Source organism: Cohnella mopanensis, from assembly GCF_022352055.1.
In the GTDB taxonomy this organism is placed as follows: Bacteria; Bacillota; Bacilli; order Paenibacillales; family Paenibacillaceae; genus Cohnella; species Cohnella mopanensis.
Genome location: NZ_JAKRWM010000002.1, coordinates 204,234 through 222,131, shown reverse-complemented (window position 1 = coordinate 222,131; position 17,898 = coordinate 204,234). Strand labels below are relative to the sequence as shown.

Sequence of the window (17,898 nt, the reverse complement as noted above, 5' to 3'; positions counted from 1 at the left end):
ATCCTGATCTTCTATTGATTACCGATTAAGTTGTAGATGACTTGCGCCGCCTCGGCCCTGGACGTTATTCCGTGCGGAATGAATTGGGTCGGTGTTCGGCCGCGAATGAGTTTCAATTCGGCAGCGGCTTTAACCGAACTGGCTGCCCACGCAGATACACTGTTCATATCCGCGAAAGGCGTTCCGGAGTATTCGCCAAGCTTCTTCCCCTTCAACGCTTCGTAAGCCTTTATCGTCATCGTAACCATTTCCTCGCGCGTAATCGATCCGTTCGGATCGAATATCGTAGGGCTCTTCCCTTTAACGATGCCTGCTTGATAAGCCATAGAGATCGGCTTGGCATACCACTTGTCGGCGGACACGTCGGAGAATCCGATTGTGCCTTCCTTATTAAGCTTTAATGCGTTGACCAGCAGCGCCGTAAATTCCGCCCGCGTAATCGAACGATTAGGCTCGAACGTAGACGCGGTTGTTCCATTAATGATCTGTTTGACCGCGAGCTCTTGGATGACGTTGTATGCCCAATACTTGCTCGACAAATCGCGGAAAGATTTGGTCAATTCGAGCACGGCGTATTTACTGAAGTGGCTGATCTGCGCCACCATCTGGCCGTTGATATAATCCCCTCCGACAAATTCAAGTTTTCCACTGTCGGAAATATAGAATATACCGGCTAATTTCGGGTTAATCGATGGATCCACCTTCAGACGGATCGTAATCGGTTGGTCGAGCTGAGATAACTGAACAGTCTTACCGCTAGCGGAACTAACCGATAGGCTGAACTCGTACACATCACCTGAAACCTTGATTTTCGATTGCGTCGAGTTCTCCCCTTTAGCGATGAGTTCCCCTCTCTCTCGGGCGGAGATCGGACCCATTTTCAAGGAAATCGTTCTCGTTTTCATTTCATCCGCGGTCAACCGATTTTCCAGTTGTTTAATTAGAGCCGACGGAATTTCGAGAACCATGCGATCCGATCTCACTTCAAACGAATGGTTAGACAGCCATTCAGAAGTGTTCGCGGGCAATTTGATTTCTATCGTATCGTTTGGAATTGCAATGATCAGCGTACCGCTTCCGTTGTCCGCTACTTTATCCGGCGTAATCGTCACGATGCCCGGTTTGTCCGCCTCGTTGCCTGGAGTGTTGCCGCTATCGTTTCCGTTATTGTTGCCGTTATTGTTGCCGCCGGTATCCGTAGGATCACCGGTTGACGTTTTAGCTGGAACAAGAACTGGAATACCAATCGTAACGGCCTTGGTTCCGTCGGATGTTCTCGTAATCTCGAGCACGAGCGTCACCGTCGTCTCCGCGCTTGGCGGCGTAATCACGCCATTCGTCGCTATTACCGCCGTGTTGCTGGAGGTCTTGATCGCTAGGGTGTACCCCGAAGGCACAGCGGGCAGCGTTAAGCTAGTTGCATCTTTCAACGGCGCGGTTATCGCGACTATTCCCGCAGCAACGGAAGCCGCCGTTCGATTGTTAATATTTTTCATTTCCTTCGTATCCCGGACGCGGATTCGGTCGCCTTCGGCAAATTTACCCGATAGGCCGACAGCTTCCAACGTATCGCCGATTTGCAATTGCGGAACAGGACCGCTTTGATTCGCGATATATCCGTCTACAGATACAAGCACTTCGCCGGAACCATCATTAATCTTGTACGAATAATCGTCAGGAATCTCGACGACAGTTCCCGTCACTTTGACAAGCTGGCCTTGATAGGCTTCGGTAATGGAATCGCCCGTGCTTACCACTACAGGCTCCACCGGTGTTCCCGAGCTTATTTTCACGATACTATTCTCAAAATTGCCGAACTCGATTTCCTTATTATTCTCGAATGTCTTGATATGCCCATAAATACGTACCGTATCCCCGTAGTTTAAGGATCCTTCAGGAATCTCATTGAAGGCCATAATTCCTCCGGTTTCATCCTGCACATAGGCCGAATCGAAGAATACGCCTGCCGCAGTAGTCACTTTACCTTGAATAACGACCGACGTACCTTCCGGAAGCTTGCGCGCTTCGCCGATCTTAATGACTTTCGGTTCCAGATGAACTAACCAATTGATCGCATTCAAGGCAATAGGAACGTTGCCTTTCGGATTAAACGCCTGGTCCATTTGCTTGTCGTTAAAGATATTCATTCCCGAAACGATGATCCTTCCACCCTTGGTTCCTATCGTTTCGGAAGCGATCATGGGGATGACAGTCCCTCCGGTAACCCCTGTCAAAGCAGGCCCGGCCGGCGCTTTGGAAGTATGCACATTATAAGAATACGCGTCCGCGTTCACGGAACCAGTATTCTGGAAAGTCGATTCGTTGCCTCTGACAAGAATCGTGACGGAGCTTGTATCGGTAAGGGCGATTTTCCCTCCCGCGCCGTTATTCTTGGCAAGGCTAGCTCCGCTGTAATATTCAATTGTCGGAACAAAGTCGGTTAAGTTATTACTGACCGGTGTCGGATGTGCCCTTACGGAATAGTTCGACGTCAGAGGAGTAGACCAGAAATTCCCGTACGTCGTTTCGTCGAATATCCCGTCATTGTTTATGAGGATGCTAGACCCGATTCCCGATAATATTCCATTCATATTTTGGTTCGATCCGCTATTATTGCTTTTCTCCGCCAACAATAAGGATCCGCCGTCAGCAACGAATTTGTTGATCGCCTTAATTTCATCGACACTGTAAGCAGACGAAGGATGCGAGATATACAACACGGCTATATTGCTTAATACGCTATCGGAGATTAGCGCCGTGTTCTCTGATACGGTAAATCCCTCTTGCCTCATCATGGTCGTAAGAAGTTTCAAATTGTCTTTATAAGTACCTGCGTCTTTGGACGTGTTCTCGTTTTTCTTGGATGCATCGATCAGAATCGTCTTTCCAAGAGGGGCTTTAATAGTAAAGGCTTGTTTATATTCATTCACGCCTAAATCTTTGTCCGTTGAGGACAACACGACAACGATCTTATGCTCGCCGACGACCGGGCTTGCCCAGACAACCTTAGCCGTAGCAGACTGGCTAACCGAGAGAGACGGAATACTAGTGCTTCCAATGAAGTGGGCTGCATCCGCCTCGTCATAATAAAAGCTGGCCGTAATATTGTTCACGTCTACGGATCCAAGGTTGGTCACTCCCGCTTGCAAGTTAGCGGACAATCCGCCGATGATAGCCCCGTCAGCCGATGAAACGTCATTCACTTTGATCGCAACCGGTTCGGACGGCGACCAGATCGGCGATGAATAAATTCTGTCGCCGTCTTTTTGCGTAACCCGAACGACGAACCATTGCTGGCCTCCAACGACATTGACCTGCGGAGTCCAATTCGCATGCGTGATATCCGATGTTGGCGTATACGAATCGATTACTCTTCCGCCGTTCGTAAGCAACTCGATTTTCGAGATGTTATCATTGGAAACGGTTTTTATATAGCTGTATTTCGGATCTGACGCATTTTCCAGAACCGGATCGCTTACATCAATGCTGAACTTAAGATTTTTGCTATCTACGGTCGATCCCATATACCATCCATTCGCCGAAAAGTCCAGCTTGGCGTTCGGATCTTCCGTCATGTACACATGCATCTTCCGCATCGCTTCAAGCAATGAATTTTGCGTTAGGTCCTTAGAGACGATAACCGTACGTTGTTTGGTTTTCCCCCAAGTTGCATCGTGGTTGTCTTCGCCGTATGTCGGGGCGATATGCCAACCCAAATCCAGTGCGCCAAAAAACTTGTTTTCGGCATTCGCATAAGAATATTTGCCGGATCCATTCCCGACTTCAAGCATGGTGAAAAGCTTGTTCACGTTCTTATCAAAGGGAATAAAATTATCGAAAGCGTTAGCGGACATGGCAGGATGGTTGAACTGGGCTACGATGTTATCGTAAGTCAGCACCCATGCGTAATAATTTTTCAAAGTTTGGTATTTACCGCCGTCTTGCTTACGATCGATAAAATTAGACGTTCCGAACACGTTGGAATGTCCCCAAGTGGTCGAAGTCATCTCGAATGCCGGGAAAACAACGAAACTGCCGTTTTTCGTATATTGATCGGCAAGATTTTTCGTAAGCTGCCAATCCGAGCCCCCCGTCCTCTCAGGCATACCCTTATGGTCAACGGTATCCGTGCAGCCCGAGGCAGGACATGCATCGATATCATGAGAGTGATCAGAGAACGCAAACCAATCATAGCCATAATACTTTGCTGCCTTTAAAGCATCCTCCGGACTGCCGGCCGCATCGTGCGATATATTCGTATGATTATGAGTCGTGCCATAGTAATGGTTTCCGCCCGCAAATCGTTCCACTACATTAAAAGTCCATGTAAGTGTTCCAACATTCTGATGAACGCTACTGTCTTTTGCAGTTACTGTTACGACATAAGCTCCTAGAGGAAGATCAGCACCCGGCGTATAGGTCAGAATGCCGCCGGCAAATTTAGCCGAAGAAGTAATATCGACATCGTTAAGTTTCATTTGTATGGAAGAAGCATCAATACCGCTTGGATCATCGATTAAAATCATGATAACAGGACGGGGAGATTCTACGTTCGACTCGGGCTGATCCACTATAAACGTTGGTCCCTCAGTATCTTCTATGACTGAGACATGAAACGGACCCGCTTTTTGGGATTTGCTTCCGGCAATAGCTTCGATGTAATAATCGAAACCTCCTACCGGAACGCTAGCCGCCGGTACAGTTACGGAATAATGGGATTGATCCGACGCTGCCATGTTTATCTGCGTAAAGTCCACAGCACTCGATGCTTTATAGTTCAGCGTAACGGAAGCCGCGCCGCTTGCTATGGCTGTAAACTCGATATTTGTATCCTTATAGGCTTGTTGAAGCTGTTGATGGGTTAAAGAAAGTTCGGACACAATATCGTTCTTGTCTCTTGGAAATAACTGATATCCTGAAGTGTAAGGTGAAGTAGCATCGTATTGTCCGACAACACCCGTGAAAGAATAGGTTTTGTTTACTTCCAAATCCTTCGCGAGATCAATACCGGTTGCTTCCATGACACGCAGGATAATCGTTTTATTCGATTGGTCGACAATCGTGACGTTTTGATTCCCTGTCGCGGATGGGATATTCGTGACTTTACCCGTTAGAGTGACCAGCATGCCATCCAACGGTTCCGCGGTGGCGAAGCTGTTTAGATCCGCGATCGTGACTTCTTTAGGAAGCGGCAATGGATTTCCAACGCCCGTTCGTTCGACGGAAGTGGCCTCCAGCTCGATCAAACCGTTGTAGTGGATGACCTTTCCCGTAACTTTAATCTTATCGCCTCTTTCGATCGTTAAACCATGAACAAAACTGCCGAAAATATTTACGCCCGCAGTACCGTCTTGTATATAGAAGTTGCTATTTTGCGAGCCCAACTTCCCATTCTCGAACGTTACGACGCCCTCCACCGTGAACACTTGATTAAGTTTAGTAGGGACTCCGTTAGCATCCGTTCCTCGTAAGGCGATAATGGGAACGCTCGATTGCTTAACCGCTTGTATCGGTAAGCTTTCCAACATACGGCCATTGTTGGTGCTCGTTTGCTGGGTCACATATACGGAATCCGGTGCAGGGCTATTGATCGTGATCGAGAAATTGCCTGAACCGTTCGAAACTCCCTCTCCCAAATGTTGCGTCATGCCATTATCTTGGTACACTCGAACGGGTGCATTAACGTTTGCCGTTCCCATGAGCGTTCCTATCCCCGAGGAATCTACAGTGTAGCTTAATTGATTAGCCGCAATCGGAGCGCTCGGAACGGCCAGGTCGATTCTCACCGCATCGCTATTTAACTTTCCGGTCTCCGTCGCCATGACATAGACGGAAGGCAATGCGACCGGAGCATAGTTTATCTCGAAGGAGCCGTCGAGACTTGTCGTGTTCCCAAGACTATTTGCTCCCGGTATCGCAGGATCGTTATCATAAACCGCAACGACTACGCTCGCGGCAACCGAACCGACCAGACCGCTTACTTTCCCACTCGTATACTGAATTTTATTTCCCGCGGGTATTTTGGTTTGGGAATTCGACCCGGAATCTTTCACACCCGTGACCGAGATGTCGGATATTCTGCTATTCCCACCGGTTGCTGTTGTCGCCCCTCCGATAGAAGCCGTCGTATAATTCAACCATCTAATATAAACGTCAGGCTGATTATCTATCGCGGTTGGCAATGGAAGATTATTTACGGATTGCGCAAGGCTAGCGTCTTGTATAAATTCGCTATTATCCACATCCGTAAAAGTAGTACCGTCCAAACTGTATTGTATTTTGAAGTCCTTTGGACCTGTACTCGTACCATAATTTTTAGAGGATAGGCTAAGTTGTGAATATTCTTGCGTATTCAACTTTATTTGCCAATAGCCGTTGGCTGTATTCCAACCGTTCGTATAGATCGTTGCGTTGGCGCTTGCAAAAGTAAGTGTACGGGACCCGCTCACCGAAAAACTGCTAGTTCCAACGTTATTCAGGTTTCCGCTTGTTGCCGTTAAGGCTGTGGCGGATGAAAAAGTCCATCCTGCCACGACTTCGGACGTTCCGGCGTAGGCCTTCTTAAAGAAACCGCTTGGCATAACAATGGTGACAAGCATGAATAAGACCATCGCAAGACTCAACCATCTTTTATTCTTGTTTACATAACGATACACAAATCGCACCTCCAAATATTAAACCGATTTCCGCACGAACAATTTTTCAACTTAAAAGGAGCACGAAGAAAAAATGTTCACTTGAAAACACACATTGGTTCAAACTCAGAATAATGGACAACCTATGGGCTGTAAACACCGCCCCAACAGCCTTTTCCGATGGAAAAATAAGCCTGTTTACCTGATTGCACACGTTATTTAACACTCACGACGTTCATTTAACGCAGGGATGATATTACGTTAACTAAACAACAAGAATTTCGAATACTATTTTCCATTTTGTTAAAAATAAATTTAACAAACTTTCAAATAACTGAACAACAGAAAAAGACCATCCGCATGAGATGGTCTTTACGATTCTACCTATTACTTACAATTATTCAATGGCTGTTTTGTTTCCCGTATCAACTGCTTTTCTCAACTTGCGCTTATCCCTACGTTTGGCTTTATAAGCGTTGATGCTGGATTTAATCGGATAGTAACAGATCATTCCCAAGATGGCCCCGTCCACCATCCCGCCGACGATAAGCTTCAAGTTCGTGAGCAAGAGGTGGTTGAACCATTCCGGAACGACCGGGAGGTGGAAGCTCAGATGCTTCGGTAGAATCCATCCCCCTACTTTGGAGTTCGGATACATCATCGGAATGTATATCACTTTCCCGACGACGAAGCCGATTAATGCGGCCGGCAAATTCCCTCTTAGCAAATAGCACAGCGGAAAAATAAGCACGAATGCAAAACCAAATGTAGGCAAAGTAAACATCTCGATAGCCAGCCCGATCGCGAAACCCATCGCGACAATGGAAGCTCCGCCTTTTGCCCGGATCAACATCATATATTTATATTTAAGCCAACGCCGTATTTTTTGAATTCGATGCATGGTGATTCCCTCCATCGGAAAACGCAAGCAGTGTGGAAAACCTAAACCTAACTTTTCGAATTATCGCTTTAGTTGCTGACTCCCACTGCTCTTATCTTCACATTCGGCAACAACTTATTCGGATTGACGGTGCGTTCGATCGGCCAAGTACTCGAATCCGCGGAATCGAATTGCTCCAAATAGGCGATGACCTCTTTGGTCAATGCGGTCGGGGTCGAAGCTCCGGAAGTTACGGCCACTCGTTCAAGCCCTTGCAGCCACTCTTGCTTAATTTCGGATACGTCAGCGACGCGGTAAGCTGGAACGCCGGCGATTTCTTGCGAGACTTGCGCCAACCGATTAGAGTTGTTGCTGCGCGGATCACCGACCACGATGCACAGCTGGGCTTCCCCGGCTTGATCAGCCACCGCTTCTTGACGTACCTGCGTAGCCAAACAAATTTCGTTATGAATTTCCGCTGTAGGAAAAGCCGCAAGCAGCAGTGCCATAAGATGCTTAATATCCCACTGGGACATCGTCGTCTGGTTAGTTATAATAATCCGTTCCGTATGGAGCGTTAATTTCTGGATATCTTCTTCACGTTCGATAAGATGTACGTGACCGGGAGCAATACCGATTGCCCCTTCCGGCTCCGGATGGTTCTTCTTGCCGATATATATAACTTCGTACCCATCTCCAACCTTCTCCCGGATCAGATCATGGGTTTTGGTTACGTCGGGGCATGTGGCATCTACTAAGGTCAACCCTTTCTCCTTAGCTCTTCTGCGAACCTCAGGCGAAACTCCGTGTGCCGTAAAAATGACGGTGCCTTGCTCGATTTGCTCCAATATTTCCAACCGATCGTTCCCGTCTAGCGTAATAATTCCTTCCTCTTTGAACGCTTCCGTGACGTGGCTATTATGAACTATCATTCCCAATATATAGATCGGCCTTGGCAGATCCAAGTTACGCGCTGTTTGCAGCGCGAGAACCATCGCATCCACAACGCCATAACAATAACCTCTTGGGGAGATTTTCACGACTTCCATGATTAACGCCTGCTTTCTCGCCCATTATGCGGATTTCCCGCCTAGGAGTTCGATGGACGTAGCGACTCTCTTACTATTATAGCTTATTAGCGGTACCGGGAAAAGGCGACGAAACTAGACGAAGGCGACTGATGGATTCGCAATGAAATCCGTGCAGTCGCCTTCTAGCGATTATTCTTCTATTCGCTTCTCCTTAATTGCAGCAATTGGCATCCATAGCGTAAATACGGTACCTTCCCCATACTTCGTTCTCACCTCGAACTTGGCATGATGCATATCGGCTATCCACTTCGCGATAGACAGTCCGAGCCCCGTTCCCGACGTTTCGCCGCGGGACACGTCTACTCGGTAGAAGCGATCAAAGATATGCGGCACTTCTTCGGCATGAATGCCAATCCCGGTGTCCTCTACCGATAAACCCACGAATCCGTCGGTTTGCGTTGCATACAATCGAACGGTTCCCGAAGGTGTATATTTAAAGCCGTTCTCGATGAGAATAAACAACAATTGGAGCAAGTAATCACGATTGCCCCGAACTTCTACCCCGTCCAGCGCTTCCAAAGGTCCGACCGCCCATTCCGCTTTCCGCGGAAGAAACGCGGCACGACGGGAAGCTTCCTCCGCCAACGGCCGCAAGACGACGTTCTCCATCTCCATGACATAGCCAGCATCCGCTCTAGCTAATGACAACAAATCATTGACCAGCCCACTCATCCGGCGAGCTTCGTCGGCAATATCCCGAATCGATTCCAAGGACATCGTTTGTTTATCATCCGTAGAGAGCGCGAATTGTTCGTTGAGCCGTTCGAGTCCGTCGGTTGATAGATGACCATTCTGACCTTGCATGTCATTAGCCCATATTTTCTCCAACAGATCCACGTTGCCTCGAATCGTCGTTAGCGGAGTACGCAGTTCATGCGAGGCGTCGGAAACGAACCTTCTCTGCGCGGTATTGGAGTCCTCCAAATTTTTGTACGCCCGCTCAAGGCCGGATAACATCCCATTTAAAGTATCCGTTAAGCGCCCGATCTCGTCGTTCGGCGTTTCCCTCGGAATTCTCAAGCCTAGCTGCGATCCGCTCTGGATTCTCTCCGCCGCCTCCGTCACACGGTTTATCGGCATTAACGCTTTGCGGGACAAGAACATTCCAAGGAAAAAGGCCGCTATTACCCCTACGACTCCCGAAGCCCATAAAATATTTCTGAGTTGCGCAAGAAACTGTTGTTCCCGTCCCGTAAAAGCCCCGACTTGCAGTAAACCTACGATATTGTTATCGTATTTCAATGATTTCTCGAGGATGAGGAAAGGAGCGCCATTTACTTCCCTGGATATGAACCGGTAATCCTGACTTGCCTCGTCCTGCCTAGGAAAAGGAAAAGTAAGCTCATCTCTCCTCTGGCTGGCAAACATATTATCCGTCTTCTGATCAACCGTTCCCACGACAGTCTGAGTGTAGTTGACTAATTGGATATATATGCTATTGTAATCGATTCCGCGCGGAACAATTCCGCGAAGATTGATATTTGACGTTATAGTAACGTCGGTATTCGCAGCGATCCGTTTCATGTTATCCTTCAAATCGGACATCGTGTTCGTCTGAACGATGCTATAAATAATGACCCCGAACGCCACCAGCGCTACCGCAAGCAAGCCCGAATACCATAAAGTCAACCGAAGCCGGATGGACATGCTTAGTTTTCTCCCTTCAGGACGTATCCGGCGCCTCTCACGGTCTGAATCAGCCTCTTCTCCCCGTCTTCTTCCAGCTTCTGCCTTAGCATAGCCACATAGACCTCGAGAACGTTGGATTCCCCGCTGTAATCGTAGCCCCAGATTCGTTCCATTATGAGATCCCTGGATAATACTCTTTTCGGATTTTGCATGAACAGATGCAGCAAGTCGAATTCTTTGGCCGTCAGCTCGATTCTCCGATCTCCTCGAAGCGTCTCTCTGCCGTCGACATCAAGGAGCAGATCCTCGTAGCGAAAATATCCGTTCTCATCCGACTTTTCCGGCCGCCTCCGAAGGAGCGCGCGCACACGTGCCATGAGCTCCTCGAGAGCAAACGGCTTCACCAAATAATCATCCGCTCCCAAGTCGAGCCCTTTAACCCGATCCGTAACTTCGTCTTTAGCCGTAAGCAGCAGAATCGGAGATTCGATTCCCGCTTCCCTCAACCTTCTGCACACTTCCCAGCCGTCCATCCTCGGCATCATCACATCCAAGATTACGAGATCGACCTGACGCTGGCTTAACAGCCTTAAGCCTTCCGCGCCATCGGGAGCCGTCGAAATCTCATATCCCTCGAACGCTAAGCTGCGCCGCAGCAGGGCCGTAATTTTCTCATCGTCGTCTATGACTGCGATATGGGGTCTCATGGGGGCTCGTCCTCCTCTAACAAACAAGAGCGGGACAACCTCTTACCGGTTTCCCGCTCTTCATGGTCATATGATCACTATAGCTTTTCAGCCTTATTCTTGGGTATTGAATTCATTTTTATTGCCGATTTCGACCGTGATTTCGATTTTCTTATCTCCGCGGAGAACATCCAACTTCACTTTGTCTCCGACCGATTTTTTCTGAATGGCCGCGATCAAATTTTCTTTTGTCTTGAACGTCTGCCCATCCATGCCGGTGATCACGTCGTATTGACGTAAGTCAGCCTTATATGCAGGAGTGTTGAACATGACTTCCCTGACGAAAGATCCCGTCACGCTCTTATCGATACCCAACCGTTGAGCGATATCTTCCGACATATCCATAAGAGTCGCTCCGATGAAAGGTACCGGCTTCTGCGGAATCTTCGTATTGCTCTTCAGATTGTCGAGCACTTCCGTAATCGTGCTGGTCGGGATGGCAAACCCGATCCCTTGCGCTTGCGAGCTTACCGCTGTATTAATTCCGATGACTTCGCCTTGCAAGTTAAGCAGCGGACCGCCGGAATTGCCCGGGTTAATCGATGCATCGGTTTGCAGAAGATGTTGGTAGTTCCTAGTGCCCTTACTATCCGGAATGCTGATTTGCCGTTCATTGGAGCTCAGAACGCCGACCGTGATCGTGTGCTCGAATCCATAAGGATTCCCGATCGCCACTACCCAATCTCCCATGTTCAAGCTGCTGGAATCGCCTAGCTTCAACGTCGGGAAGCCATTGCCCTCGATTTTCAGCACAGCCAAGTCCAAATCGTAACTGGAACCGAGAAGTTTAGCCGTGTAAGGTTTCTCATGCCCCTCAATGGTAACTTTAATCTCGCTAGCGTCGGCAATTACGTGCTGATTAGTTAAAATATAACCCGTCGAGTCGAAAATAAATCCCGACCCCATTCCGCTAGGTTGCAGTTCGCCTTGTTTACTGCTGTCCCCGCCATTGTTGCCGCCTCCGAAATCATCTCCGAAAAACTGGCGGAAGAAATCGTCATTCAGCATACCGCCGCCGTTATTTTGCTGAGCGGCCGCATAAGTCTCGATCTTAACGACAGCCGGGGAGGATTGCTGAAAAATTTTGGCGATATTATTCGGTCGGACGACATCTTCGGAGTTACCCACGGAATTGCTTACAGGCTTAGCGCTGACCGCGGCATTCTGCGTTTGCGAAGTTCCTCCAAGCAAGTCGGAGGTGAACCAATTTTGCCGATCGGATGTGTACATCAATGCCCCGACCGCGACAACCCCTACTAAGAACGAAGCGAACATCGCGCGGAACGAAGTGCGTCTTGGAGGTTTGCCCCCCCAATCATTACGCGCCGGTCCGCCTGATACTGTAAACGGGCGATATTCTTTGGTCGCTGTCGGAGTGACATCCACCGTATTTGACTGTTCCGAGGGCTGAATCTCATTCGTGCTATATGCTTGATTAGGTCCGAAAGGTCCAAACGTATAAGGCTCGGACTCCCTGCGAACATCCGCGTAAGGATCGTCTCTCTTCTCGGGATCGTAAGTGAATCCTTGATCTTCTGGTTTTTTGTACTGATCGTCCATTTCGTTTTGCCTCCTCGCGCTGCATTCCGCTAGCGCCGATCTCATCTTCATAATCCTATATTAAACGCGTTTCCTTAAAACTATCTTAAACGCAAATGAAGACTAAGTAAAAGCCCATAAAAAAAACGATGTTCATGTACAAATAAAGAAACGGCACATGACGTGCCGTTCAAATTTCATGCCGGATATAAAGCTTCCACCTCTTGCAGTTTCCTTTTGGCTCGCTCGATCCAGTTCGACTCGATATCGGCATCCGCATCCACCGGATCGGAGAACTGATCCATAAGCGCCCCCAGCGCTCTTGGTTGAGCTTCCCGATCTAACCCTTCATTATAGACGTGCTTGAGAACGTAAGGCTGTCCAAACCGAATTTCCGTACTTGCCTCTTCCGCTTCGCTATCCAAGTTACCGGACGTGACCTCGAAAGGCAATCGCAGCCATACTTTGTTAGCGTCATCTAGAACACAATCAAAGGAACCATGATCGTATTCCCAATTGCCGCCTAAGCTGAATCCGTGCTTCAAGAGCGCATTTCTCGATACCGCATAGTCCTGCACCTGCGAAGTTAAGGATGAAGAAAGGGTATACACTGGGAAACCCCCTTTATTTTCTTAATAGAGTATCCCATTTCTTGTCCGTTATCCTTCTTTAACCCATCCTTTACGATGTGCATATATGGCAAGCTGCGTTCGATCTTCCAATTCGCATTTCATCAGAAGGTTGCTGACATGCGTTTTTACGGTTTTGATGCTAATATGCAGCTCATCGCTAATATCTTTATTATTCCGTCCTTCCGCTATCAAGAGCAGCACCTCGCGCTCCCTTTCCGTCAACCCTTCGACCTCATGGCTAGCCGAGCGTTTGCGGAGACCGCGGGTTAAAGCTTGAGAAACATCCGAGCTCATCACGGGCATATTCTTAATAGCCCCCTGCATCGCATAGATTAACTCTTCGGCCGATACGGTTTTCAGTACGTAACTGACGGCTCCCGCTTCTATGGCTTCAACGACCTTCTCGTCCTCCAAGAAACTAGTCAAGATGATGATTCTTAACTCTGGATAGCGATTAATTAAGGCGCGAGTCGTTTGAACCCCGTCCATATCCGGCATCATTAAATCCATCAGCACGATTTGCGGCAATTGATCTTGGTACTCTCCGCGCTCAAGCTTATCTATCGCGTCCTTACCGCCGCTTGCTTCCCCGATCACTTCGAACCTGGAATCCAGCATCAAATACGTTCGCAATCCCATCCGTACCATCTCGTGGTCATCCACGATGAGTACTTTCCATGGGGAGTTTGTTGCCTCCGTCATCTTCATCCGCTCCTATTCAAATTTCGGGAACCATACCCTCACGCGCGTACCCGAGCCCGGTTTTGTCACGATTTCCGCTTCCCCGCCAAGCTTCTGGGCGCGTTCGCGCATAGTAGACAACCCGTACGCACCCGATCTAACCTGATCATTCCTGAAGCCGGAACCGTCATCTTCAATAGATAAAGAAATTTGATGGTCGGTTTCTCCAAGGAACAGCCTCACGCTTTGCGCTTCCGCATGTTTAACTACGTTTGCCATCGCTTCTTGGATAATGAGAAACAATTGGTGTTCCTTAGCATCCGAGATGCGTGTATGTACTTGAATTTCCATCGTTCCTTGAACTCCATTTTGCCTGCAGTAGTCCGGAAACCAACGTCCCAAAGCTTCCTCAAGCGTCCTTCCCTGCAACTCCATCGGCCGTAATTGCGCAATTAATCCTCTCATTTGGCGCTGCGCGGAGGAAGACATCGCGATCAGTTGTTCCATGACTTTCTGCGCGTGCTCCCTATCCTTCTCAAGCAGCTTGGGCAAAGAAGAAGCCGACATATGAAGCGCGAACAATTGCTGGCTAACCGTGTCGTGCAAGTCTCGCGCTAGCCGTTTCCGCTCCTCCAACACCGCCGCTTCTTGAGCGGGTATGCCTTCCATAACCTCTCGTTCCCCCAGCTGCTGGAGAAGCTTCAGACGCCCTTCCAATTGTTGGATCAATCCGTTCATTTCACGGTAAACACCCGAGAAAGCATCTCCATCGACCTCGGGTAATCTCGTATTCCAGCTACCGGCCGTCACCTGCTTCATCGCCAGTTGCAACTGGTCTATCTTATGCTGCGTTCTTCTTCCCGTGCGATAGGTCACGACGATCTGCACGATCGCTAGAACGCCGGACCAGGTTAGCCAGGTTTCATAGCTCGGCACACGATCCGTATAGATAACAATCCCGAAATACAACACTGTCATCAAGACCATGGTCAATAGACCTGAGAAAAGGGAATTCATCCATTTGCTTGTCCTGACTCGTTTAACCATCGCTTTAGCCTACCTTCGTCACGCGAACATCACCGATAAAACTGTTTACGATGAGAACGATACGTTTATCGCAGTCGGTATAATTAGGCGTTTCCACGGACATTTGATTAAGCAAGCCGCCTCGTTTCTGATCAAGCACCTTCACATCCCCGATCAAGCAACTCGAAATGACTTTTAACCCTACGGTAAGGTCGTTAGGAACGAATACTTTAACGTCCCCTATAAAGGAAGAAACGTACACTCGCGTTTCGCCCATCGAGATTTGCGCTTTCGTTAAATCCAGCGTCGTATCCCCGATGAAGTGAGAAATATTCATCGGACGTAGCTCCCAGTAATCCGTACCGAAATGGGCATCCCCAATAAAGCGGCTGTGACTATCTTTGCAGGAACCGTGTCCTTCGTAATTTTTCCACCAATCCTTGAACTCCTGCTTTTGTTTCCAGCCATAATGCCGAGTATGATGACGGGAATCGAATTCGGATCCGTTATGATTCGATTGTTGGTAAGAATCGCGCCTGGAATCCTCACCGCCATGTGATTTCTTCGATAGATCGATGGGGTCGCGGTTTTCGAAATTATCCAACTCTTGCGGCGCGGGAGGCGGGCCCGGAGGCATTGGCGGAATCGGCGGATCAAAGGAATTCCAACGCTCACCCTTGTCTTGATGCTTGGATCGCGAAGATCGGTCGCCTTTGAAAATCAAGCTGATACCGAATAAAATAATCGCGATCGGCGCAAGAATCCGAATAAAATCGGAAAATCCCCAATGGAGCCAACCTAGGTTCCTCCCCAGAAAGTAACAGCCGATAAGGACGGTTATCGAGTTCCAGAGAAAACCGCCGCGATGCTGCAGCAACAACCCTTGCAAGCCGAACACAATTAATAACGCCGGCCAATAAGTAGATATGATGTAGCGGATATCCAACGAAACAAATCCGAGCTGATTTAGCAGAAAAACAACTCCGATCGTCACAATAACGATCCCCCATAATAACCTATGAGCTGTCGATGATTGCATAGCCCTGTCCTCCAATAGTTGCAAATCAAGATTTCTATATTCAGTATACCGAAACAAGCACATGCTACAATAGCGGCGCGGGTTGTAAGTTTATATCGGTCTGCAGACGGAGACACCCGAATCCAACTCTCTAATATGTCACTTAATATCACATTATTCGTTGACTTAGGTAACTCACCACTATATAATGAGTTCGAATTTCAACTTGTCATGTCAGATATTCATAAAGCTATTAGGAGTTGAAGCAATGGAGATAGATCAACTATCGAGAGGCCTAGATACCATTTGGGTCGTCTTGACCGCGGCGATGATTCTGTTGATGGAAGGCGGTTTCGCCCTCCTGGAAGCCGGCTTCGTACGCCAAAAAAATGCTGTTAGCATCATCATGAAGGTATTCGTAGATATCGCTTTCGGCGCTATCGTGTTCTACGCGATCGGGTTTGCCTTCATGCACGGGAAAGACGCAGGCGGATGGATCGGACTTTCCGGCTTCTTCATGGGAGGCGACCTAACACATCTCACGTTGAATATTTCCCATGACACCTTTTGGTTGTTCCAATGCGCCTTCGTTATCGCCGTCATCTCAATCGTATCCGGCGCTGTCGCCGAGCGAATTCATTTCCGCGCATACATTATTTATACGATTATTATGACTGGACTCATATACCCGATATCAGGCCATTGGATTTGGTCAAGCAACGGATGGTTAGCCAAATTGGGTATGATCGATTTCGCCGGTTCGGCAGCCATTCATGCGCTTGGAGGTTTCGCAGCGTTAGCAGCCGCCATCTTCATTGGGCCAAGAATCGGAAGATTCGGCGCTGACGGCAAAATCAATATCGTTCCCCCCTCTAATTTGCCCTTGGCATCCGTTGGCGCTTTTATTCTCTGGTTCGGGTGGTTCGGATTTAATTCCGGAAGCACGCTAAGCGCGACGAACGAGAGCATCGGCCATATCGCGGTAACCACGATGTTGGCGTCCGCAGCCGGTTGCGCCACTTGCATTCTATTTACGATGCTGCGCTATCGTAAAGCAGATCCCCCAATGGTCATTAATGGAGCATTAGCGGGTTTGGTCGGTATAACGGCAGGCTGCGCTTTCGTTTCGGATGCTGTAGCTATTCTCATCGGAGCGGTTTCGGGTATCGCCATGGTTCTAGGGAGCGAATGGCTCGAAAAACGTAAAGTGGATGATCCGGTCGGCGCTTTCGCGGTACACGGGATTAGCGGAAGCATAGGCACGCTTGCCGTAGGGCTATTCGCGATGCCGGGAACCGCCGCCCACTCCGGCTTATTTTATGGCGGCGGATGGAATTTGCTCGGGATTCAGGCGTTAGGTTTAATCACGGTTGCCATCTGGGGGTTCGGTTTAACGTGGATCGCGCTTAAGCTTATCCAACTATTCAAGCCAGTACGCGTATCGCGAGATGAGGAACTAATCGGACTTGATGTAAGCATCCATGGCGTACCCGCTTATAGCCAAGATCATGATTTCTTGGATGTCGAACAGCTTCGCCGGCCATGAGAAGGGTAACGTTTAGTCGAATTGGTTAACGAAAGAAAAAGGAAGGTTAAGCAGCAGCCGCTGCTTAACCTTCCTTTTGTCATTCCCATCAACCGCTCAAGGCATTAGATCAGATAAATCGGCAGGAACTTTCCCCAAGAGCATTTCTTCATAATTCGCCACTTCAAGACGGAGCAAACGAACTCTCTCCATTGGTTTCTTGACATAATGAATATATTCGAGCGCCAGATGATGGTCAGGTTTCTTGCCGGATAGCATACGGCGAAGCGTTGACATCGATCGGTACGCCTGCTCTTCCAGCCTCATTCTCCGCTCGTATCGTTCGACCATCTGTTCGATTTCAAATATTTCCTGCTCGCGCTTGCTAATCAATGCCTCCAGCAAGGAATGAACCTCTGCCGTTTTGCGGCGAGGCGCAGATCGAGCAGGAGTTGACATCGTCGGCTCCACCATGACAGATCACCTACCTAGTTCT

General features: G+C 48.6%; 12 protein-coding genes. 1 reads left to right on the top strand and 11 read right to left on the bottom strand.

Features of this window, described 5'->3' with window-relative positions:
• Positions 1–11: 11 nt before the first annotated feature.
• The 10 genes from L3D05_RS05145 to liaF all read right to left on the bottom strand — a co-directional run bounded on the left by L3D05_RS05145 (position 12) and on the right by liaF (position 15,898).
• On the bottom strand, positions 12–6,656 hold the full coding sequence (locus L3D05_RS05145; RefSeq protein ID WP_239614941.1) for a CehA/McbA family metallohydrolase: 6,645 nt from the start codon (positions 6,654–6,656) through the stop codon (positions 12–14).
• Positions 6,657–7,032: 376 nt separating this feature from the next.
• Positions 7,033–7,536, bottom strand: coding sequence for a DUF2062 domain-containing protein (locus L3D05_RS05140; RefSeq protein ID WP_239614940.1), 504 nt, complete (start codon positions 7,534–7,536; stop codon positions 7,033–7,035).
• Between the two features lie 68 nt (positions 7,537–7,604).
• Positions 7,605–8,564, bottom strand: coding sequence for a 4-hydroxy-3-methylbut-2-enyl diphosphate reductase (locus L3D05_RS05135; RefSeq protein ID WP_239614939.1), 960 nt, complete (start codon positions 8,562–8,564; stop codon positions 7,605–7,607).
• Positions 8,565–8,735: 171 nt separating this feature from the next.
• Positions 8,736–10,253 carry a sensor histidine kinase gene (locus L3D05_RS05130; protein WP_239614938.1) on the bottom strand — a complete coding sequence of 506 codons (1,518 nt, stop codon included), beginning with the start codon at positions 10,251–10,253 and terminating at the stop codon, positions 8,736–8,738.
• Positions 10,254–10,255: 2 nt separating this feature from the next.
• Complete coding sequence (locus L3D05_RS05125) at positions 10,256–10,942, bottom strand: response regulator transcription factor (RefSeq protein ID WP_239614937.1); 687 nt, start codon at positions 10,940–10,942, stop codon at positions 10,256–10,258.
• 93 nt (positions 10,943–11,035) lie between these two features.
• On the bottom strand, positions 11,036–12,541 hold the full coding sequence (locus L3D05_RS05120) for a S1C family serine protease (protein WP_239614936.1): 1,506 nt from the start codon (positions 12,539–12,541) through the stop codon (positions 11,036–11,038).
• A 176-nt stretch (positions 12,542–12,717) separates the two neighbouring features.
• The gene (locus L3D05_RS05115) at positions 12,718–13,131 is read right to left on the bottom strand and encodes a YugN family protein (RefSeq protein ID WP_239614935.1); all 414 of its coding nucleotides are present in this window, start codon (positions 13,129–13,131) and stop codon (positions 12,718–12,720) included.
• A gap of 48 nt (positions 13,132–13,179) precedes the next feature.
• Positions 13,180–13,854, bottom strand: a complete 675-nt coding sequence (locus L3D05_RS05110; RefSeq protein ID WP_239614934.1) for a response regulator — start codon at positions 13,852–13,854, stop codon at positions 13,180–13,182.
• A gap of 12 nt (positions 13,855–13,866) precedes the next feature.
• Complete coding sequence (locus tag L3D05_RS05105) at positions 13,867–14,850, bottom strand: sensor histidine kinase (protein ID WP_239614933.1); 984 nt, start codon at positions 14,848–14,850, stop codon at positions 13,867–13,869.
• A 34-nt stretch (positions 14,851–14,884) separates the two neighbouring features.
• Positions 14,885–15,898, bottom strand: a complete 1,014-nt coding sequence (liaF, locus tag L3D05_RS05100; protein ID WP_239614932.1) for a cell wall-active antibiotics response protein LiaF — start codon at positions 15,896–15,898, stop codon at positions 14,885–14,887.
• A 247-nt stretch (positions 15,899–16,145) separates the two neighbouring features.
• On the opposite strand from liaF, the gene L3D05_RS05095 reads away from it, so the two are divergent.
• Positions 16,146–17,423 carry an ammonium transporter gene (locus L3D05_RS05095; protein ID WP_239614931.1) on the top strand — a complete coding sequence of 426 codons (1,278 nt, stop codon included), beginning with the start codon at positions 16,146–16,148 and terminating at the stop codon, positions 17,421–17,423.
• A gap of 96 nt (positions 17,424–17,519) precedes the next feature.
• Here L3D05_RS05095 and L3D05_RS05090 read toward each other — a convergent pair whose 3' ends face one another.
• Entirely contained in the window at positions 17,520–17,861 is a 342-nt protein-coding gene (locus tag L3D05_RS05090) for a hypothetical protein (protein ID WP_239614930.1), read from the bottom strand.
• Between the last annotated feature and the right edge of the window lie 37 nt (positions 17,862–17,898).

Bases quoted from the DNA above. Each gene is read 5' to 3' on its own strand.
- L3D05_RS05140 (WP_239614940.1), bottom strand. From the start codon at position 7,536: ATGCATCGAATTCAAAAAATACGGCGTTGGCTTAAATATAAATATATG.
- L3D05_RS05135 (WP_239614939.1), bottom strand. From the start codon at position 8,564: ATGGAAGTCGTGAAAATCTCCCCAAGAGGTTATTGTTATGGCGTTGTG.
- L3D05_RS05130 (WP_239614938.1), bottom strand. From the start codon at position 10,253: ATGTCCATCCGGCTTCGGTTGACTTTATGGTATTCGGGCTTGCTTGCG.
- L3D05_RS05125 (WP_239614937.1), bottom strand. From the start codon at position 10,942: ATGAGACCCCATATCGCAGTCATAGACGACGATGAGAAAATTACGGCC.
- L3D05_RS05120 (WP_239614936.1), bottom strand. From the start codon at position 12,541: ATGGACGATCAGTACAAAAAACCAGAAGATCAAGGATTCACTTACGAT.
- L3D05_RS05110 (WP_239614934.1), bottom strand. From the start codon at position 13,854: ATGACGGAGGCAACAAACTCCCCATGGAAAGTACTCATCGTGGATGAC.
- L3D05_RS05105 (WP_239614933.1), bottom strand. From the start codon at position 14,850: ATGAATTCCCTTTTCTCAGGTCTATTGACCATGGTCTTGATGACAGTG.
- liaF (WP_239614932.1), bottom strand. From the start codon at position 15,898: ATGCAATCATCGACAGCTCATAGGTTATTATGGGGGATCGTTATTGTG.
- L3D05_RS05095 (WP_239614931.1), top strand. From the start codon at position 16,146: ATGGAGATAGATCAACTATCGAGAGGCCTAGATACCATTTGGGTCGTC.
- L3D05_RS05090 (WP_239614930.1), bottom strand. From the start codon at position 17,861: ATGTCAACTCCTGCTCGATCTGCGCCTCGCCGCAAAACGGCAGAGGTT.